The organism is Bacteroidota bacterium (assembly GCA_026391695.1).
Classification (GTDB): Bacteria; Bacteroidota; Bacteroidia; order Bacteroidales; family JAGONC01; genus JAPLDP01.
The window spans coordinates 97,264-118,276 of record JAPLDP010000088.1 but is presented as its reverse complement, the minus strand read 5'-3'; the positions used below and the strand labels follow the sequence as shown (position 1 = coordinate 118,276).

Annotated in this window: 20 protein-coding genes and 4 tRNA genes; 17 read left to right on the top strand and 7 right to left on the bottom strand. The window is 37.8% G+C overall.

Annotated features, from left to right (window positions below):
- Window positions 1–520 precede the first annotated feature (520 nt).
- The 5 genes from NT175_14180 (at window position 521) to NT175_14160 (ending at window position 6,202) form a co-directional block, all read left to right on the top strand.
- A complete protein-coding gene (locus NT175_14180; protein MCX6235840.1) occupies window positions 521–754 on the top strand; it encodes a hypothetical protein in 234 nt (77 codons plus the stop codon).
- 138 nt (window positions 755–892) lie between these two features.
- Entirely contained in the window at window positions 893–1,570 is a 678-nt protein-coding gene (locus NT175_14175) for a hypothetical protein (protein MCX6235839.1), read from the top strand.
- Window positions 1,571–1,592: 22 nt separating this feature from the next.
- Entirely contained in the window at window positions 1,593–2,432 is an 840-nt protein-coding gene (locus NT175_14170; GenBank protein MCX6235838.1) for a hypothetical protein, read from the top strand.
- A 141-nt stretch (window positions 2,433–2,573) separates the two neighbouring features.
- Window positions 2,574–4,973 carry a type I restriction-modification system subunit M gene (locus NT175_14165; protein MCX6235837.1) on the top strand — a complete coding sequence of 800 codons (2,400 nt, stop codon included), beginning with the start codon at window positions 2,574–2,576 and terminating at the stop codon, window positions 4,971–4,973.
- On the top strand, window positions 4,964–6,202 hold the full coding sequence (locus NT175_14160) for a restriction endonuclease subunit S (GenBank protein MCX6235836.1): 1,239 nt from the start codon (window positions 4,964–4,966) through the stop codon (window positions 6,200–6,202). Before NT175_14165 ends, NT175_14160 begins: the two co-directional genes overlap by 10 nt.
- On the opposite strand, the gene NT175_14155 is transcribed toward NT175_14160, so the two are convergent.
- Window positions 6,189–6,395: a hypothetical protein gene (locus tag NT175_14155; protein MCX6235835.1), complete on the bottom strand. Its 207-nt coding sequence runs from the start codon at window positions 6,393–6,395 to the stop codon at window positions 6,189–6,191. The genes NT175_14160 and NT175_14155 overlap by 14 nt on opposite strands.
- 402 nt (window positions 6,396–6,797) lie before the next feature.
- Here NT175_14155 and NT175_14150 point away from each other — a divergent pair, with 402 nt between their 5' ends.
- The 3 genes from NT175_14150 to NT175_14140 all read left to right on the top strand — a co-directional run bounded on the left by NT175_14150 (window position 6,798) and on the right by NT175_14140 (window position 11,133).
- The gene (locus NT175_14150) at window positions 6,798–9,830 is read left to right on the top strand and encodes an HsdR family type I site-specific deoxyribonuclease (protein ID MCX6235834.1); all 3,033 of its coding nucleotides are present in this window, start codon (window positions 6,798–6,800) and stop codon (window positions 9,828–9,830) included.
- 1 nt (window position 9,831) lies between these two features.
- On the top strand, window positions 9,832–10,545 hold the full coding sequence (locus tag NT175_14145; protein ID MCX6235833.1) for a SprT family zinc-dependent metalloprotease: 714 nt from the start codon (window positions 9,832–9,834) through the stop codon (window positions 10,543–10,545).
- Window positions 10,546–10,770: 225 nt separating this feature from the next.
- Entirely contained in the window at window positions 10,771–11,133 is a 363-nt protein-coding gene (locus tag NT175_14140) for a hypothetical protein (protein ID MCX6235832.1), read from the top strand.
- Window positions 11,134–11,316: 183 nt separating this feature from the next.
- On the opposite strand, the gene NT175_14135 is transcribed toward NT175_14140, so the two are convergent.
- Window positions 11,317–11,508: a hypothetical protein gene (locus NT175_14135; protein ID MCX6235831.1), complete on the bottom strand. Its 192-nt coding sequence runs from the start codon at window positions 11,506–11,508 to the stop codon at window positions 11,317–11,319.
- 615 nt (window positions 11,509–12,123) lie between these two features.
- Here NT175_14135 and NT175_14130 point away from each other — a divergent pair.
- Window positions 12,124–12,846, top strand: a complete 723-nt coding sequence (locus NT175_14130; protein MCX6235830.1) for a hypothetical protein — start codon at window positions 12,124–12,126, stop codon at window positions 12,844–12,846.
- An 85-nt stretch (window positions 12,847–12,931) separates the two neighbouring features.
- Here the strand turns inward: NT175_14130 and NT175_14125 are convergent, their stop codons facing one another.
- Both NT175_14125 and NT175_14120 read right to left on the bottom strand, forming a co-directional pair.
- Window positions 12,932–13,246: a hypothetical protein gene (locus NT175_14125; GenBank protein MCX6235829.1), complete on the bottom strand. Its 315-nt coding sequence runs from the start codon at window positions 13,244–13,246 to the stop codon at window positions 12,932–12,934.
- A gap of 152 nt (window positions 13,247–13,398) precedes the next feature.
- Entirely contained in the window at window positions 13,399–13,656 is a 258-nt protein-coding gene (locus tag NT175_14120) for a hypothetical protein (GenBank protein MCX6235828.1), read from the bottom strand.
- A gap of 757 nt (window positions 13,657–14,413) precedes the next feature.
- Here NT175_14120 and NT175_14115 point away from each other — a divergent pair.
- Window positions 14,414–14,539 carry a hypothetical protein gene (locus tag NT175_14115; GenBank protein MCX6235827.1) on the top strand — a complete coding sequence of 42 codons (126 nt, stop codon included), beginning with the start codon at window positions 14,414–14,416 and terminating at the stop codon, window positions 14,537–14,539.
- Here NT175_14115 and NT175_14110 read toward each other — a convergent pair whose 3' ends face one another.
- From NT175_14110 to NT175_14100, 3 genes are all read right to left on the bottom strand, one after another.
- Entirely contained in the window at window positions 14,540–14,833 is a 294-nt protein-coding gene (locus NT175_14110) for an RNA-binding protein (protein ID MCX6235826.1), read from the bottom strand.
- 523 nt (window positions 14,834–15,356) lie between these two features.
- Window positions 15,357–15,431, bottom strand: a tRNA-Val gene (locus NT175_14105).
- Between the two features lie 128 nt (window positions 15,432–15,559).
- A complete protein-coding gene (locus tag NT175_14100; GenBank protein ID MCX6235825.1) occupies window positions 15,560–16,465 on the bottom strand; it encodes a PCMD domain-containing protein in 906 nt (301 codons plus the stop codon).
- Between the two features lie 218 nt (window positions 16,466–16,683).
- Here NT175_14100 and NT175_14095 point away from each other — a divergent pair, with 218 nt between their 5' ends.
- The 7 genes from NT175_14095 to NT175_14065 all read left to right on the top strand — a co-directional run bounded on the left by NT175_14095 (window position 16,684) and on the right by NT175_14065 (window position 21,012).
- Window positions 16,684–18,888 carry a S9 family peptidase gene (locus NT175_14095; protein ID MCX6235824.1) on the top strand — a complete coding sequence of 735 codons (2,205 nt, stop codon included), beginning with the start codon at window positions 16,684–16,686 and terminating at the stop codon, window positions 18,886–18,888.
- A 255-nt stretch (window positions 18,889–19,143) separates the two neighbouring features.
- Window positions 19,144–19,335, top strand: a complete 192-nt coding sequence (gene rpsU, locus NT175_14090; GenBank protein MCX6235823.1) for a 30S ribosomal protein S21 — start codon at window positions 19,144–19,146, stop codon at window positions 19,333–19,335.
- A gap of 92 nt (window positions 19,336–19,427) precedes the next feature.
- The gene (locus NT175_14085) at window positions 19,428–20,315 is read left to right on the top strand and encodes a tyrosine recombinase XerC (protein ID MCX6235822.1); all 888 of its coding nucleotides are present in this window, start codon (window positions 19,428–19,430) and stop codon (window positions 20,313–20,315) included.
- 14 nt (window positions 20,316–20,329) lie between these two features.
- Window positions 20,330–20,626, top strand: a complete 297-nt coding sequence (gene raiA, locus NT175_14080) for a ribosome-associated translation inhibitor RaiA (protein ID MCX6235821.1) — start codon at window positions 20,330–20,332, stop codon at window positions 20,624–20,626.
- Window positions 20,627–20,749: 123 nt separating this feature from the next.
- Window positions 20,750–20,823: transfer RNA gene (locus NT175_14075), tRNA-Thr, on the top strand.
- Between the two features lie 28 nt (window positions 20,824–20,851).
- A tRNA-Tyr gene (locus tag NT175_14070) sits at window positions 20,852–20,933 on the top strand.
- A gap of 3 nt (window positions 20,934–20,936) precedes the next feature.
- Window positions 20,937–21,012 (top strand) — tRNA-Gly (locus NT175_14065).
- Window position 21,013: the final 1 nt, after the last annotated feature.

The following is a 21,013-nucleotide window of genomic DNA, read 5'->3' as shown; positions in this document are numbered from 1 at the left end:
CCTGAACAATGAATTTTGTCAAAACAAAAACTGCATCAATATCTTACAAATTATCCCAGCTTGCCTAATTTTTTGTATTCGTCCTGGAAATAGTATAGCTTTTTATCCGAATTTTGGATTTATGAATTATTCAGGCTAAGTGAAAGCAAAAAGATTAATAAAAAAAGACATCCTGGTGGGAAAGGAGCAAAAGACAATCCAAAAGAAGAAGCTGATGGATTAGAAATTTTTGTACGACTTTCCGCTTATGAGGATGATAAAAGAATTGACTATATAAATAAACGACTCAAAGAAGGGGCATATACAACAACTCAGACCGACTATAGTGACTGTGTAAATACACAAGATGACCCTGTTGATAGGTACGCTTTACCAAATGATGAAATAATTAAATGGGCATTTTATATAAAACCAAAAATCAAAGACATATTACAAAGAGGAATTGTTCAACCTGCATTTAGTCACGATGGCGGAGGAATTGAAGCATATTTTGAATACGGAACATCAAATAATACTTATTTTGATAAAAGAACTTATGGCAGATAAAATCAGAATTAAGTTAACAGATCAACAAATCGAAATTTTATCGAGACTTCCTGAACAAGGAATGGGATATCAAATTGTAGATATAAAAATGAAAAATGGGAAAATTTTAAAAGAAAAAGTAGTAATTAATTCAACATATTTACAACTGGACATTACCGAACAAATTGACACAAAAGACATAGACACTATTCAAATTAATAGTAAATAAAATTGTAGTAATATATAACAGCAACAAAGCCAATATTGAGGGTGCTTTACAAAGGTTTACGTTTATAGTGTTTGTGAGCTGGACGTTATAGGTCGGTTTATAATGACATGCAAATATTAACCATCAAACAAAACATTTATGGTATTAGAAATTATTAAACGGGAGACGGATGCCTACAAACGACTTATAGCTTCGGCTGGTTATGATGAACTTTATAAATGGGAGGCTCTCAAAAATTTTCAGGAAACTTGGAACATTGAAGCAGACGACTTCAAAAAAATGTATGATAACAGTTTTCGGAGCAAATACAGCGGAAATTTATGGGCAAATCCTCATTGGTTTCCTAAAGCTGTAATGTTACGGTTCATTGACCATGACAAAGAAAAAGTTAGACAAATGTTTCGTGACTTATATAATGAAGACGAAGGCATTGACAAGCGAATTGAACGTTTTGTTTTCCATTGTGACAAAATTTTAGAAGAAGTTTTAGTTTATGACAAGTCAATGAAACATCACTTCCATGATGGACAAAGAATTGTTTCACTCTACTTAGCTTTTCACTACCCTGACAAGTATGCCATATATAAATTCACCGAGTTCAAGACATTTATGGAAATTGTTAAGGTAAAGGATATTCCTGGAACAGGTGAGTATGAAAGATTTTTTAAAGTAGTTCGGACACTCTACAACATTTTAATTAAGGACGAGGAGTTAATGAAACTGCATAGAGCAATCTTAAAGGATGATTGTTACAAAGGAGAAACTTTAATGTTAGCACAGGATTTTATTTTTACGACAGCTAGACGATATTTGTGATGATAACTCAAATAATTAAAACATGAAAACAAAAAATTTAATTTTTCTTGCATTCATAACAACTATGTTGTCCTCATGCGTGTCTACATATTTTTTTCAAGTGTATAAAGCCACCCCAACGGACAAAATCACATTAAAGGAGAACCTATTAATTTACGAAGACGATAATTGCAAAGTATCTTATAACCTATGGGATGAAGGTGGTAATATCGGATTTAGTTTTTTTAATAAGACGGATGAAAACATCTATTTGAATTTAGAAGAAAGTTTCTTCATTCTTAATGGGGCATCCTATAATTATTATAAAAATAGAATTTACACGTATACTAAAGGTGCTGGTATCTCTACTTCTGGAGGAGCAACAGCATCCAAATCTGTCACAGGTATAAATTATTTGAATTTATTTCAAACTAATAGTGTTTCTGCAACAAATTCAGTTGGAGTTATGGCTTCTTCTGGTTATTCGGTATCATTTAATGAAGAAAAAATAGTTTGCATTCCAAGTATGACTTCTAAGGTAATTGCGGAGTATTCAATAAATCAATCACTTTATAGAGATTGTGATTTGTTTAAATACCCGGCAAAAAAGCAAATCAGCACTAAGTCTTTCACAATATCAGATAGTCCGTTAGTATTTAGTAACAGAGTTGTATATACAGTTGGTCAATCGGGTAATCCTGTGAGATTTGAAAATGAATATTATATTTCTGAGATTACTAATTATCCACAGAGTGAAATGTTTGAAAGCGCATATGATGTATATTGTGGCGAAAAAAATTCGGTATTAACATATTATTTTAAAAATGTCTCACCAGATAAATTTTATCTAAAATACACTAAAAGTGATACTTGGAAACATTAATAATTACATTACATTTTTAGTCGCAAGAGTTGATGATTATGTCGCATACTAGAACTCTCAGATCATCATTAGAGTGAGACTTTGAGTATAGTGTGTCAAACATCAAAATCAAATTTCATAATAGAAATAAATGAAAAATAAATGGCTATAAAAAAATCCGAACTCTACTCCTCCCTCTGGGCAAGTTGCGATGAACTTCGCGGCGGTATGGATGCCAGCCAGTATAAAGACTATGTGCTGGTGATGTTGTTCATCAAATATATCAGCGACAAATATTCTGGTGTACCATATGCGCCCATTACAGTGCCAGAAGGAGCAAGTTTTAAAGACATGGTAGCACTGAAGGGTAAACCTACTATCGGCGACGATATCAATAAGAAAATCATTGGACGAATTGCCGAAGCCAATAAACTGACAGGTACCATAGATGTTGCTGATTTTAATAATGCTGATAAGCTTGGTAGCGGTGATGAAATGGTAAAGCGTCTCAGCAACCTGATTGCTATTTTTGAAAATTCTGCTCTTGATTTTAGTAAGAATAAAACTGAAGGTGATGATATCCTGGGAGATGCCTATGAATATCTTATGCGTCATTTTGCCACAGAAAGCGGAAAAAGCAAGGGACAGTTCTATACCCCTGCGGAAGTAAGCCGTGTGATGGCAATGATCATAGGCATAAGCCATGAAACGACCAGTGCATCTACTACAGCCTATGATCCGACAGGTGGCTCAGGCTCATTATTGCTGAAAGTAGCTGATCAGTCCGAAAGAAGTATTTCTATTTATTTACAGGAGATGGATGTAGCTACTGCGGCTCTTGCTCGCATGAATATGATCCTTCATAATAATCCCACAGCAGAAATCAAACAGGGTAATACGTTAGCTAACCCGCTTTTCATAAATGAGCAAGGCAAAGTGAAAACATTCGACTTTGTCGTAGCCAATCCTCCCTTTTCTTATAAAGCATGGAGTACAGGTGTAGATCCTGTAAATGATGTTCACGGACGTTTTCAGGATTATGGTATTCCGCCTGCTAAAAATGGTGATTATGCCTTCCTGCTTCACATAGTACGTTCCATGAAAAGTAAAGGAAAAGGCGCCTGCATCATGCCTCATGGTGTGTTATTTCGTGGCAATGCCGAAGCAGGGATAAGAAAAAATCTCATTCGTAAGGGATACATAAAGGGCATCATAGGACTTCCTGCAAACCTGTTTTATGGTACGGGTATACCGGCTTGCATCATTGTCCTGGATAAAGAAAATGCTGAAAACCGTAAAAGCATCTTCATGATCGATGCCAGCAAAGGTTTCATGAAGGATGGGAATAAAAATCGTCTTCGTGAACAAGATATTCACAGGATTGTAGATGTGTTCAACAGACAACTTGAGGTTCCTAAATACAGTCGTATAGTACACTTGGCAGAAATAGAAGAGAAAGAATATAACCTCAACATTCCACGGTACATTGACAGCCAGGAACCAGAGGATATCCAGGATATTGAAGCCCATTTGAAAGGAGGCATACCTGATGCAGATATTGATGCCTTACAACCCTATTGGAAAGTGTATCCTTCGCTTAGGAATGTCTTGTTTGAAAACAGTCCACATGTAGGTTACAGTCAATTAAAGTTTGCAAAAGATGATATTAAACAGACTATTTTCTCCCATCCCGAATATGTACGCTACAGCAAACAGGTTGAGTCAGTATTTACCGACTGGATAACCAGAAATATACCGTCTTGCAGAAGTATTAATGCAGGTACAAAACCTAAAAGATTTATTCATGAACTTAGTGAAGATCTGTTACATGCTTTCGACAACCTGAGGCTTATTGACAAATATGATGTATATCAGTGCCTGATGAATTACTGGATAGGGATGATGCAGGATGATGTCTATATGATTGTAAGCGATGGATGGAAAGTAGGAAACCAGGTGGAATGGGATGCCAGGGGAAAAGAATTTGAGGGTAAAATAATTCCGAAGCGTCTGTTAATTGACCGTTTTTTCTCAGATGAGCAGAAAGCCCTTGAAGAATTGGAATCTCAATGTGATGCTATTTCATTGCAAATAGAGGAACTGGAAGAAGAGCACGGAGGTGAAGAAGGTTCTTTTGCAGATTTGGAAAAGGTGAATAAGGCTAATGTTCAGAAGCGACTGAAAGAATTATCCAGGGATGATAGTGATGTAGAAGAAGAAAGAAATGTATTAAAGACATATCTGAAACTGTCGGAACAAGAGGCTGAAGCCAATAAAAAAGTTAAAGAAGAGCTGGCTAAACTGAATGAAAAGTTGCTTTCTAAGTATGATGTCCTGACTGAAGAAGAAATAAAAGTACTTGTAGTAGAAGGTAAATGGATGAATACTCTAACTGCTGATTTACATTCCGAAATGCAGCGCATCAGTCAACGACTTACTCAACGCATTAAAGAGTTGACCGAGCGCTATGAATCACCAATGCCACAAGTAACCTACGAAGTTGAAGAACTGGAAGGGAAAGTATCTGCTCATCTTCAAAAAATGGGATTTGTATGGAAATAAAAGAAGGATATAAGCAGACGGAGATTGGTGTTATTCCATGTGATTGGATTGTAAAAGCTATTAGTAAGGAAATAGATTTGTTAACCGGTTATCCTTTTCCGAGTAATAAATACTCTAATGAAGGTATCAAATTACTTAGGGGTTCAAATATCAAGAGAGGAGTAATAGATTGGTCAGAAGATATTACTCAATATTGGGAAAAGCTGACCCATGAATTGAAAACATATATTCTTGACGAGGGTGATATTGTCATTGCAATGGATGGTTCTTTAGTCGGTAGAAGTTTTGCAAGATTAACAAAAAAAGATTTGCCAGCATTGTTATTACAACGTGTTGCAAGAATAAGATCTAGTAAGATTGACCAAGGATATTTAAAGGAATTTCTTTGCAGTGATTATTTTTCAAAATATTGTGATTCAGTTAAAACGGTAACTGCCATACCCCATATAAGTCCTAGAGATATTAGGAAATTTACTATTCCTATCCCCCCCACACTCATTGAGCAAACCGCCATAGCTACCGCCCTCAGCGATGTCGATACACTCATAAGCAGTCTGGAGAAACTCATTGCCAAAAAACAAAATATAAAACAGGGGGCGATGCAGGAGTTGCTTACAGGTAAAAAGAGGTTGCCAGGATTTAGTGGGGATTGGGAGGTGAAGAAGTTGGGGGATATTGCTTCAATTAATCGTGGTGCATCACCAAGACCTATCGATAGCCCAATATGGTTTAATGAAAACTCAAGAATAGGTTGGGTAAGAATTTCTGATGTAACAAAATCAATAAAATATTTATATGAAACAACTCAAAAATTATCAGAGCAAGGAATAAAATGCAGTCACTTTGTTCCAAAAAATAATCTGATAATGAGTATATGTGCAACAGTTGGCAGACCAATAATTACAAGATTAGATGTTTGTATTCATGATGGTTTTGTCGTATTTAATAACCCAAAAATAGAAAAAGAATATTTGTATTATTATCTAAGCTTTATTGAAGAAAGTTGGTCTAAAAATGGTCAAACTGGCTCACAAATGAATTTAAATACAACAATTATTCAATCAGAGGAAATCCCAGTTCCCCAAAGAGAAGAACAAATAGTCATTGCCCAAATTCTCAGCGATATGGATGCGGATATAGAAGCATTGGAACGGAAGCTAGCTAAATATAGAATGATCAAGCAGGGGATGATGCAGATGTTGCTGACAGGGAAAATCAGGTTAATATGAGCAAACGGATGATTTTAAAACCATTATCGGGCATTATGCTGCTGGCATTACAGATAACGGGGAAGTTACCGGGGAAGTTACCGGGGAAGTTAAAGGAGTTGTTTTCAAAAGAAGTTAAAAGAGTTGGGCTAAATACTATTTTGATGCGCTGGAGATTGAGTAGTGTAGTTCTGAAATTAAAGATTTGTTTCATAGATGCAGACTTTTTCTTTTCGTACTTTTCTTTTGGACACGCAAAAGAAAAGTACATAAATAAAAAACATTCTCTATCCATTTATCTTTTTCAATGAACATCACTTCTATTCGCATTAAAACATACCAGAGAACTTGGCAACAACAAATTGAAATCTTTTCGCATTCGTTCCTGCAAATCAATTTACCTGGCACATCAAAATATTATTTAGCCAAGAGTTGGGCCTTCACAGAAATGCGTACTTTTAGGGTAACGAAGGTAATTCAATTCAATGTTGTCACAATTGTCAATAAACTTGCTTTACGGGCAAATGTGACATAACGTTTAAAGAGAACATACAAAGTTGCATTTTACTACTGGTATAAATGCTTCGAATTGAAAAATCTGATAAATTAATGAGGTATGAGTAATGTTGGTCAAATAGAACGAGCTACCCAAAATCGTATTGTCAAATTATTCAGCGATCAATTAAACTACTTTTACCTTGGTAATTGGGAAGATCGACTGAATAACAGCAACATTGAAGAGAAATACCTTAGAAAGTACCTTGCTTCTCGGGATTATAACGATATACTTATCAATAAGGCATTAGATAAATTACGGATTGCTGCAAATAATTACGAGAGAAGCTTGTACGATAACAATAAAGAAGTGTATGGATTTCTTCGCTTTGGTGTTAAAGTGAAAGCTGATGTGGGTGATAATACAGAAACCGTACATCTGATAGACTGGAGTAATCCTGAAAAGAATGATTTTGCCATTGCAGAAGAAGTGACCATTCAGGGGAACTACGATAAACGACCAGATATTGTCCTGTACGTTAATGGTATTGCATTAGCAGTCCTGGAACTAAAACGCAGTACAGTTTCTATTGGTGATGGCATCCGACAAAATCTGGTGAATCAGAAAAAAGAATTTATTCAATCCTTCTTCTCAACCATTCAGTTTGTATTTGCCGGTAATGATACAGAAGGTTTACGTTACGGAACAATTCGCACTCCTGAAAAATATTTTCTTAAATGGAAAGAAGATGTGGATGACATCAGCATGTTGCCATTGGATAAGTACCTGCTGAAATTATGCAATAAAAAACGTTTTCTGGAGATCATCTATGATTTTATCCTTTTTGACGGAGGTATAAAAAAGTTACCACGTCATCACCAGTATTTTGGAGTCAAAGCATCACAGGAATTTGTACGTAACAGAGAAGGTGGCATTATCTGGCATACACAGGGTAGTGGGAAAAGTCTGGTGATGGTCATCCTGGCTAAATGGATACTGGAGAACAATCCTAATGCACGTGTGGTGATCATTACTGATCGTGATGAATTGGACAAGCAGATCGAAAGGGTTTTTAATGATTCGGGTGAACCTATACATCGCACCAGCAGTGGCAAAGACCTGATGGATCAACTGGGACAGTCATTACCAAGGCTATTGTGTTCATTGGTCCATAAATTTGGTAGAAGATCAGAAGATGATTTTGATGATTTCATTGAAGAACTGAAAAATAATCCTGTCAGGACAGTAGGTGAAATTTTTGTCTTTGTAGATGAATGTCATCGTACACAAAGTGGCAAATTGCATAAAACCATGAAAGTCATGCTGCAGAATGCGATATTCATTGGCTTCACGGGAACACCATTACTTAAGCAGGATAAGCAAACAAGCCTTGAGGTATTCGGAAGATATATACATACCTACAAATTCAATGAGGGAGTTGAAGATGAAGTTATTCTTGATCTGGTTTATGAAGCCCGTGATATTGATCAGAAAATCACTTCCCCTGATAGGATTGATACCTGGTTTGAATCAAAAACCAAGGGATTGAATGACTTTCAGAAGTCAGAGTTAAAGAAAAGATGGGGTACAATGCAGGTGGTATTGAGTTGTCGTTCCAGGATGGAGAAACTTGTTACCGATATAATATTTGATTTTAATGTGAAGCCACGCCTTAATTCAAATACTGGTAATGCCATTCTGATATCTTCCAGTATTTATGATGCTTGCCGTTATTACGAACTCTTTCAAAAAACAGAATTAAAGAATCATTATGCCATTATTACCTCCTATAATCCCTCCACACGTGATATTATAACAGAAGACACAGGTGCAAATACAGAAACGGAGAAAGAATTTATCTATCAGACCTATAAAGCACTTCTTGGTGACAGAAGCACTGAAAAGTATGAAGATCATGCAAAGGAGAAATTTGTAAAAGAACCTGCGACCATGAAACTTCTTATTGTGGTTGACAAGCTACTTACAGGTTTTGATGCTCCTCCCTGTACTTACCTGTATATTGATAAAAGCATGCAGGATCATGGCTTGTTTCAGGCAATATGCCGTGTAAACAGACTGGATACTGAAGACAAGCAATTTGGTTATATTATTGATTATATGGATCTGTTCAGAAGAATTGAGAACGCTGTAGCCGTGTACACTTCTGAATTGGATTACGATACGTTTGCAAAAGAAGATTGTGATATATTACTTAAGGATCGTTTAATAAATGGCAAGGCGAGGTTAGATGATGCCCTGGAAGAGATCGCCTTGTTATGTGAACCTGTACCTGCTCCAAAGGATACATTAGCATTCATTCATTTCTTTTGTGGAAATCCTGAAAATGAAGATGATCTTAAAGCCACTGAAGTAAAACGCACTGCATTATATAAACTTACCATTAATCTCATACGTGCTTATGCGAATATAGCTGCCGAAATGGAAGAAGCAGGATATTCTGTAAAAGAGATAGAAGACATTAAAAGACAAGTTGATTTTTATCTGAAGTTGAGAGAAGAAATACGTAATGCAAGTGGTGAAACGCTTGATCTGAAGACCTATGAAGCTGACATGCGGCAGTTGATTGATAATTATATCCAGGCTGAAGATCCAAGAAAAATCTCATTTTTTGATAATTTGTCATTGGTTGATCTGATAGTAAAGACCGGAATTGCAGATGCCATTAATAATTTACCTGATAGGATAAAAGCCAACCGACAAGCTGTTGCAGAAACAATAGAGAATAATGTCCGGCAAAAGATCATCAAAGAACATTTGATTGACCCTGCATTTTTTGAGGATATGTCAAAGCTGTTGAATGAAATTATCATAGAACGGAAAGCTAATGCCATAGACTACGAAGAGTACTTAAAGAAAATTGCTGACCTTGCAAAACATGTAAGTCAGGGAAGGAAGGACAATCTGCCTGAAAAATTAACAACACATGCACAGGTGGCATTGTATCATAACCTGGAGAAAGATGAAAATTTGGCATTGGCATGTGACGAAGCCATTCGTTATATTAAAAAAGACAACTGGAAAGGCAATGCACAAAAAGAGAATGAGATAAAAGGAGCGTTGTATAAGGTGCTAAAGAATGTGAGTAAGGTAGAACAGATTTTTTCAATAGTTAAACAGCAATCCGGATATTGACGTGCAGCAGTTACAATTAGGTGATATGACAATTGATGTGGTGCAGAAGAGTATTAAAAATGTGCACCTCAGCGTGTATCCTCCTTCAGGAAGAGTGAGGATAGCTGCTCCTTTGTATATGGATATAGATACGATCAGGATTTATGCTATTTCAAAACTTACCTGGATAAAGAGGCAACAGCAAAAGTTTAATGAACAGGAACGCGAATCTGTACGGGATTTTATTACTCAGGAAAGTCATTATTACATGGGTAAGAGATATCTTTTACGAGTTATATTCCATACTGCAGCCCCTAAAGTTGTATTACGCCATAACAGAATAGAACTTCATATCCGAGAAAATACGAGTAGGGAACAAAGGGAACATATTTTAAATGAATGGTACAGGCAGCGATTAAAAGATGTTATACCTGGCTATATTTCCAAATGGGAACAAATCATGAAGGTAAGGGTTGAAGAATTTGGCATCAAAAAAATGAAGACCAAATGGGGAACATGCAACAGCGAAGCAAAACGAATATGGCTTAATTTAGAATTAGCAAAGAAACCTCCGCAATGTTTAGAATATATCATTGTACATGAGATGGTACATTTGCAAGAAAGACATCACAACGACAGATTTATTTCATTAATGGACACCTTTTTACCGCAGTGGAGGTTTTATAAAGAAGAGTTAAAGCTTTTACCAGTGAGCCATGCGGAATGGAGTTATTAAAAGGAATCTTTTATCAATAGTTTCTAATTAGGTAAAGCTTGCAGACAGAAAAAATGCAATCACTTAAAAGAAAGGAAATACGAATATTAGAAAATCAAAGTAACTTTATATCATTAATGATTAAAAAATACCACTTTAAATATTGATCCGTATTTGTCCAGATTTGGCAGAAGACATACAGTGCTGACAAATAAAAAAGAGTAAACATTTTTAAAATCAAAATAAATGAAAAAGAAAATAAAATGGACTCGCATCATCTACATCGTAGGCGTTATTGCTTTGATAATTGGAGTTATCGATCCTATGGAAGGATCAATTGTAATAGCAGCTGGTAGCGCACTTGTTGCATTATCAACATACTTAACACACGATCGACATTGGAAAATATTCCTGGTATCACTGATAATGATTCTATTTGGCGTGTTTTTTCTGTTTTATTTATCATCACTAGGTGGTTTTGGAGGCACGTCATCACTATCATGGTGGTGGGGTATACTAGTTCTTCCTTATCCCATAGGATGGCTAATATCCATAATTATTTTGATTGTCAGGGCTATTAAAAAGCCAAAGCAACAAATCAATGCATAAGCAGAATTTAGCCTTTATTGCCACATTGAACACAAGAATCGCAGTGAAGTATGGAAATCGCTGATTTGGTTATCCAGATTGCTTTCTATTGCTATCTTGAAGAATAAATAAAATAGTCTCCTATAAGAACAACATCAGAGCCAATGTATATATAGAAATATTATCAGAACGCTTTATTTTAGCTCACAATGGCATTAAACAGTTTTTATGTTTTTCTTTAAATTTTTCAATTTCATTCCTGTTATCCAATCCGAAATTTCTTCCGGTGATCTCCCACTTTGCACCGCATAACTTGCATTTTATGTAACCGTCGGAGAAATTAATCAAAATATGTCCGGCATCAGGTTTCATCTTTTGCCCAGCATCGAGTTTCATCTTTTGCCTCCTTTTGGGTACTTTATAATTTTTTCTTTATCAGTCATAACATTAATCTTTAAATATAGGGTGTAAGTCTTCTGCCTAATCTGGACAAATAAGGATCAATATTTAAGGTGGTATTTTTAATCATTAATGATATAAAGTTACTTTGATTTTTTGATATTTGAACATTCCGGAGTAAAATGTATCATTGTGTAAGCCTTCCTATTTTCTGATCATTCAAAAAATATTATCTAATTTTCATCTACAATGATGAAGTTATTATAAACTGATTTTCTATTCCTGCAATATGGTTCCCCATCTAATAAATTAGTTTAAATTTGAATAAAGTCTGTCCTAATGAGTGAGACCACCTCTGATATCTGGCATTTACTGGTCAAATTCTCCGTCCCTTTGGGCGTAAGTAGGCTCCGGGGCTTGCCCTGGGGTTCATACCCGTGATTGAAAAATAATTCATTGAAAAGTTGCAAATCATATATAAACATACGATATTTGACAAATATTTCAGTGTTTTTAATTTTTCCAATCCTGCTAATGCCGGTACATTCTATATCAATAATTTCTGATTTGTTACATTAGGTTTAAGAGTCATTCATTGATATTTCAATAAATATGGAGATTAAAGCCATGAATTCCAAAATGAATAAATTCAGATGGTCTAAAATAATAGCCTTAGTCCTTTTAATAACGGGAACTATTTATTCAAACTCCACTGTTAATGCCCAGGTGTTTCCTAATGCGGGTAATACTCGGAAAAATTCAGTATTCATCGAGGGATGTATTGGGTATGATATCTTCATTAATAAAAATCTTAAAAGTGAATATGGAAATGGCAGTATATACCCTTCATTAGCCCTGGGTTATTATCCATCTGAATTGTTTTCTTTCGGCGTGGTCGGAAATCTGCTTCATTCAAGCAGGGATTTTCCTTTGATTAATGCTGCGGAAACCCATACACTGACCTCATGGCCTTTAACAGCTTTTATAAGATATAACATATCGCTTGGTGAGGATGATTTTTATTTATTTGGAGAAGCAGGGGGAGGGATTGCTATTGCAAAATCAAAAGCGGAAGGATGGGTAAAAACCTCAGCCCATAGTAAAACTGACTTCCTTAAAATTGAAAAACAAGTCTCACCTGATTTTTACTGGAAATTAGGAATAGAAATGTTTTCAAATAATAAATGTTCTGTAATCATTCAGGGCACTTATTCTTATCAACCAATCAAAGAATGGGATCTTAAAATCTCTGGCTTCATATTAGCAGCTGGCTTTAAGTACATAATCATAATGAGTCCTGACGAAAAAGAGAAAGCACAACTTATTGTACAATAAGTAATTCCAACTGAAGTTTTGAAGGTGATACCATTTCTGTAATTATCTAAGGAACTGGCTTCACTCCTAACACACACTAGGCGATTTACTCTTGGATGGTATCAATTACCTCCTTCCCTGATATGGTGCATCCTGGGGCTTTATTTTGCGTCGTCTTCTTGTGGGGGTACCCTTTTTTCTGCAAATTGGACAAAAAGCCTTGAACATCAAAAGTTCGATATCCATCAAAACCGATTGTTGTTTTTGTTTGATTTAATACACCATGCAGCATTACTTCTACTACCCATTCCTCAAATTTAAACCGGCCATGGGTTTGTTCACTAGCCAGATTCCTGGCAGAATCAAGATCCTTTGGAAAACCTGGTAAAAGTATGGCAGTAATTGTCCGAGGCTCTCTCATTAAACATTAATTTACAAGCAATTACAGAGCTTTTAAAAAGAGTAAGAGTTAATAAGAGTTTATAAGACTCTTATAAGAGAGATAAAATTACGCTAAGGCTACATTTTCTCTCTTTATATTTTTCACAGTATAAATAATGATAGAAATTAATATCATCCCAATTCCTTCGTGTTGAGATCCGCATTAACGATTTTCATCACAAAGACAGAATGAGGATGGTCAAAAGATTGCCGTATTTCCTTGACCAGGGCGTTCATCATGATGTCATAATCCCCGAATACCTGGGTGCTCATCCCGTTTGTCCTGACCGTAAGCCCTTCATGTGTATTCAGCCTGTCGATGAACTCATGGATCGGGGGGACATACTCATCCCTCAATGGGTAATAACTGATGTCTGCTGATGTTTTCATTTTTTTTTAATTATCTGACAAAATTAAAAATAAAGATTTAATTAATTATCTGTAAAATATTTTCTACCTTTGAATATATTTTATCTTTATTAACAGGTATGAAAAGAATAATAAAGCTATGGCAGGCTGTTAGCTTGACCGTTGGTAAATGGATGCTTCGCCTTCGCCGGATCATGCACAAAGGTAGTTTTAACAAGTCCGAGTTAAAATAAGGCCTTTTAACGGGTGCAACAATATACTACCTTAATGCCGTCCGTGCATTGTAGGGCTTTATTTTTGCGTCGTCTTTCATTAAAAAAACGTCCTACCCATAATAGAACCGGAATCGTAGTTTTATTACCTTTTAAAGCCAATGCTTTCAATCCAATTAATCAATTTTCCGGGCAGAAATACTCCTGGCTTAACAATATGAATGTTGCCTTTGAGGGAGCTTCCTACTCGTAAAATACGGGTGGTTGTTTACTGTGAAAATCTATGTTTACTTATTCTGAAGCATCGCAGCCATAGGATCGTAAAAATTCATGCAAAGTGCATAGACCCACATTAAGTAATACCGGATACCCCGGGAGAGATGGTAATGAAACTGTGACGCAAAATAATGACCTGTAATAAACAATTCACTCCACGTGAATAAATATATTACCGCCACGGAAAGGTCAGTGGTGTATTGATGTCGACAGCCAGGAGGAAAAGATCGAAATGGAGGCTATGCTTGGGGCATTTGATGAAACATTAGCAAAAAAAACACAGATGGCCAATGGAAATTAAAAAACGGATAGACGGACTTTCAGACATTGAAGTGGATTATTTAAATGAAAAAAACAATCCTGATGACAGGGTGCCGGCAAATAATAACTATTGTCGACTGCCTACTGATGACTGATCAATATCGGTTGAAATTACGTCTTTCGCCGCCTGGATTATCTCCCCGTTCTGTTCTAGGTTTAGCTATCGATACGGAAATGACTTTGCCATCAAATTCTGCTAGGTTCAATCCTTCAATGGCTTTCTTGGCTTCTTCATCGGTTTTCATCTCAACAAATCCGAAACCTCTTGATCTGCCCGAAAGTCTATCGGTAATCACTTTGGCTGATGTTACTTCGCCATACTTGTCAAATAACTGCTTTAAGTCTTCGCTGCTAACTCTGAAATTTAAATTTGAAATAAAAATGTTCATGAAAATTAAAAATTAAAAATTAATAAAAAAAATTATGAAACTCTTGAGCGCAATTGGTATAATCCAACCACTTCTCAACTTGACCGGCAAAGATAGTGTAAAATATATCACATGTTACACATTTTATCATTTTATTTTTCCGGCAGTTGAAGGCTTCAATGACCTCAAGTGAAAGACATTTCCGCTATCGCAACAAATAATAAAGACAAAGGGGCGCTGAGTTGCCATGGCGTGCCCTGGTATCAGGTAGATGGAAGGGGGTAGAAATACCTCCTCTTTGTGTTTGCTTTACGCACAGCGCACGATTAACCCCGGGGTAGCGATACTTTTCACTCTGAGATCGTGCATCCTGTGGCTTTATTTTGCATCGATTTCTTGAAGGTCTGTCGTTTTCTGTAAATTGGACAAAAGACCATAACTTTCTTACCAGTCAGTCATTATTTTTTGGTATTTGGAATTTGTTATTTGGAATTTAACACAAAGGGCTTCATGATTGAGGAAATCATGAAGCCCTTTGTGTTTGTGGGGCGTATTGGGATCGAACCAATGACCTCATGCCTGTCAAGCATGCGCTCTAAACCAGCTGAGCTAACGTCCCAGACTTATATCAAAGATTAAAAATTAAAAATCAAAAATGGGAGAGCAAAGGTAGTAAAAAATTGAATTGAAAAACAAAAATTTACCTCATTGGCACATTGGCACATCAGCTCTATAGCCTGTAATGATCTATCTGAGTATCTTCTGTATGATCCTCTCGGTTCCTGATATCACTTCAATGACATACAAGCCCTGCGGATATCTGCCCATATTGATGCTCTGATGCCCTGTGGCCGTCATCAGTTGTCCCTTGAGAAGAACTTGTCCCGTGGCATTATAGATGCTCACCAATACCTGCCCGGCAGATGGCCCGGTGAAATTGATCACCAACTGATTCTGATAGGGATCAAACGACATTGTCACATCTCTTACAACTCCATGCTCACCGACTCCCACACCCAGGTTAATTTCCAGGGCATCCACAATCAGCACACTGCCGATGACAGGATTTGTCGGTGGGGATGAAAAGATCACAATATTCATGGAGTCGGGATCCTCTTGTGAAAAGTAGAAAACCGGCACTTCGAAAAGAGTCCAGCTGCCGGCAGAGGTATTAATTACTGTCAATCCGGCGCCGATGGTGTCACGCTGTCCTGATACCGAATTATATTTTGTCAATGCAATTGAAAAGGAACAGGCATCTCCGCCCTGCGGTGCATACCGATAGTGGCCTGTCAGCTTCACCGGACGCTCAGTGAATGGCGTGCCACCGGTAATCGAAAACTCCTGTGTGGCAAAATTTACGGTAAATTCACCCAGCGTCAGTAAGCCGGGGACGGTTGCAATGCCCATCACATTCATTGTTTCCAGACGGGCTGAATACAGGCCCTGGTAAACAGTGACCGTATCCCTGGTGACTTCAAAAATATTAACCAGCCCGGTCTCAGCATTTGGTGAATCCCAGTATGTAGGCACTTCGTATGTGTCAAAATTATCCCATTGCTCAAAATCCTTATTGGGTATGTCATCCTGGGCGGCAACCTGTAAAAAGAAAAGTGAAAAAAGGATAAGGCATAAAGTAAATAACTTTTTCATAGGTCAAGTTTTAAGTTTTATTACAATTAAATTACTTTTGAATACACAAATGTAAAAATAATAAAAAAAACGGTGAATTTATTTTTTTTGCGGGGAAATATGAGATGACAATGATCAATGATCAGTGATCAATGATCAATAATTTTATCAAAAGGGGCTGGTAGGGGGGATGACAGTAAATTAATTAGACAATAAAACAATTTGACAATATGACGATTATGAAAAAAAACTTTTATTTTCCTCTGCTGATGCTTGCAGTCCTGATCGTTCCAATGCTGCTTTCGGGACAGGGCAACGGAAAGATCACGCTGGATGATGTCATAAAGAATTTCACCTTTTATCCTCGGTCGGTTTATGGCATGAATTCCATGAACGACGGGATTCACTATACCATGGCTGCTGAAGGCACTGCCATCGTGAAATATGAATATGAAACCGGAAAGGCTGTTGATACCATTCTTAATCCGGACGCTATGAAACGCGATTCACTGCCCTACTTCGACGGTTATAATTTCAGCAATGATGAATCCAGGATTTTATTTTCGACCGGAACAGAACCTATCTACCGCTATTCTTCCAAAGCCGATTATTACATATTTACGATCCGCTCAAAAGAGCTGAAAAAACTTTCGGTAAATGGCAGGCAACAACTGGCGACATTTTCGCCTGATGGCTCCATGGTGGCTTTTGTCAGGGATAATAACCTTTATATTATCAATCTGCTGTCGGGTGAGGAAAAGCAGGTGACCACCGATGGCCGGTACAGTTATATTATCAATGGTGCTCCTGACTGGGTTTACGAGGAAGAATTCGGTTTCAGCAAAGCATTTGCCTGGTCACCCGACAGCAAAAAGATCGCATATATGCGCTTTGATGAGAGCACTGTCCCCATGTTTAATATGACCATGTATGCCGGACAAAAGCCGGAATTAAAAAATAACGTGCTTTATCCTGAGAACAGGACGTTCAGGTATCCCAAGGCAGGCGAAAGCAATTCGCTTGTCACTGTGCATGTGTATGACCTGAAGACCGGTGCAGATATCAGAATGGACATCGGCAAGGAGGCAGACCAGTACATCCCGCGTATAAAATGGACCAACGATCCGGGTATCCTCTGCATTTACCGGCTGAACCGCCTTCAGAATAAGCTGGAATTGCTGGCAGCACAGGCCACTACCGGCCAATCGAAGGTTTTTTACAAAGAGGAAAATGCCTGCTATATCTCCGAAAACAATTTTGATGCCCTGACATTTCTCAGGGATAATGCTCATTTCCTCTGGTTAAGCGAACGCGATGGGTGGAATAATATTTACCTGTGCAGTATGAGTGACTATACCGTTAAAAGAATTCCAACAGGTGATTTTGATGTGAAAGAATGCTATGGCATTGATGAAGAGAGAGGCGTTATTTATTATCAGGCATCGGAACTGTCGCCTGCCAGGGCGGAGATCTATTCTATCAGGCTTGACGGAACAGGCAAGAAAAGGATATCGGATAAGGCAGGCAATAACTCGGCTAAATTCAGTAAAAATTATCAATACTGCAAGCTTACCTGGTCCAGTTATGCCACACCTGATTATGTGGCTCTTTATAACTCACAGGGCAACATCGTGCGGGTACTTGAAGATAACCAGGATTTAAATAATAAGCTGAAAAGCTATTCATACAGCACACCTGAGCTTTTTACCTTTAAAACCAGTGAAGGTGTGGAACTCAACGGAGCCATGCTGAAACCTCCTGATTTTGATCCTGCAAAGAAATATCCCGTATTCATGTATGTATATGGCGGGCCAAACTCGCAGACTGTCATTGATACCTGGAATTTTGGATGGGATAATTACCTGGCTCAGGAAGGATATATTGTAGTGACTGTGGATGGCCGCGGCACAGGTGCCAGGGGCGAGCAGTTCCGCAAGATGACCTACCTGCAGATGGGAAAATATGAAACCATCGATCAGGTGGAAGCTGCCAAATATCTGGGCACTCTTCCTTATGTGGATCCTGAACGTATCGGTATATGGGGATGGAGCTTTGGCGGATATATGACACTGATGTGCATGACCAAAGGTGAAGGGACCTTTAAAATGGGCATTGCAGTGGCACCTGCCACCAGCTGGCGGTATTATGACAATATATATACTGAACGGTTCATGCGCAAGCCACAGGATAATCCAAACAGTTATGATGAAAATTCCCCGTTGAATTTCGCCGATAAGTTCCAGGGCAAATTATTGATCATCCATGGCACCGGCGATGATAATGTCCATGTCCAGAATACTCTGGAGTTTACCGAACGGCTGGTTCAGGCTGACAAGGATTATTCCATGCTGCTCTATACCAACCGTAACCATGGAATTTATGGAGGTAATACCTCCTATCACCTTTTCAGGAATATGACGAAGTTCATACTGGAGAATCTATAAATAGGATACAAGGCTATCGTATAACCCAAGAGAGCTTCTTTTTTTTTGCTCGGGCCGCAAGGCCTCGTTATGGTTTCGCAACTGGGAAGCTCCCTCGACGCTGCGCTCCTCAGTCCGCTCACTTTTAGGACATATCCTTTTAAAAGATAATATCAATGAAATTTTTTTTGCAGATTAAATATTTAAGCGTATCTTTGCACCCCTGAAAACCTATAAATAACCTGTTGTTCTATTTAAAAGGAGAGTATAAGTAACATGATCATTATACCAGTTAAAGAAGGCGAAAGCATCGACAGGGCTTTGAAAAAGCTCAAGAGAAAGTTTGAAAAAACCGGCGTGGTTAAAGAATTGCGTGAAAGACAAAAATTTTCGAAACCATCGGTTAAGAAAAGGGAAGAAAGGCTGAGAGCCATCTATATCCAACAGTTACAGCAAGCACAAGAGTAATTTTTTCAGAGAGGAAATTTTGTTTTTTACAATTTTATAACTAACTTTATCGTTAGTTAAAGAGGCAGGGTTTCTTCTTTTATTTTTTCTGAATGACGCTGGAGAAATTTATCGATTACATAGGTTACGAAAAGCGATATTCAGTCCATACCATTAAAGCCTACCGGACCGACCTTGATCAATTTTACCATTTTCTGGATGTGCGTTACGGAATGAATGATATACAAAGCGTTGACCACATGATAATCCGTTCATGGCTGGTAGAGCTTATGGATCAGCATGTCACCGCGAGAGCTGTCAACCGTAAGCTCAGCACGCTGAGATCATATTTTAAATTTCTCATCAGAGAGGGTGCCATCAATGAAAATCCTATGGCCAGGGTCATTCCGCCAAAAGAATCGAAAAAATTGCCTGTTTTCGTTGACCGTGAAAAAATGGATTTTTTGTTCAGCCAAATTGACTTTGGAAATGATTTTGAAGGCATTCGCGACAGGCTGATACTTGAACTTTTTTACCAGACAGGCATGCGTTTATCGGAATTGGTCAGCCTGAAGGATTCCAGCATTGATACGGATAATCTGACCATAAAAGTCCTCGGCAAACGGAATAAGGAACGCCTGATTCCGATAACAGGATTCATGAGGGATCTTCTGAAGGGCTACCAGGATATCCGTAACCGGGAGGTGGATAAAGTGAACATTGAGGGGTATTTATTTGTTACCAGAAAAGGCGAGAAAACATATCCCAGGCTGATCTATCGGATAGTTGTCAGGTACCTCGGAACTGTGACCACACTGGAGAAAAAAAGCCCTCATATACTGCGGCATACATTTGCGACTCATTTATTAGATGGCGGTGCTGACCTGAATGCGGTGAAAGAACTCCTTGGCCATGCCAATCTTTCAGCAACACAGGTTTACACACACAATACGATCGAGAAGTTGAAAAAGATTTATAAACAAGCTCACCCAAGAGCATAAAAAGGAGGTTATCCATGAATGTCAACATCACTTCAGTACGATTCAAGGCAGACCGGAAATTAAAGGATTTCATAAATGAGAAGGTAAGCAAATTATCGCATTACTACGATGGTCTGCTGGGAGGAGAGGTAAAATTAAAGTTGGAAAACACGGATGTACCTGAAAACAAGATAGCCGAAATAAGGATATTTGTGAGAGGTAATGATCTGTTTGCGAAGAAACAGAGTTCTACTTTTGAAGAAGCTACCGATATAGCTGTTGAGGCATTAATGCGGCAGCTCAAGAAATACAAGGAGAAGCAGCGAGGTTGAGATTTTGAAATATTTTCATAAAAAAGTAAAAAAAATCTTTGTTGTTATTTGGAGAGTTACTAAATTTGCAGTCCTTTTCGAGAGGGCTGCATTTATATATTGATTGATAAGCGATTGGCGCATGCCGATGTAGCTCAGCTGGCCAGAGCAGCTGATTTGTAATCAGCTGGTCGGCGGTTCGAATCCGTCCATCGGCTCTGTTCTTTTATTTGTTGAAAGCATGACGGGGAGATACCAGAGTGGCCAAATGGGGCAGACTGTAAATCTGTTGGCTATGCCTTCGGAGGTTCGAATCCTCCTCTCCCCACATGCGGAAATAGCTCATTTGGTAGAGCGACAGCCTTCCAAGCTGTAGGTGGCGGGTTCGAGCCCCGTTTTCCGCTCCAA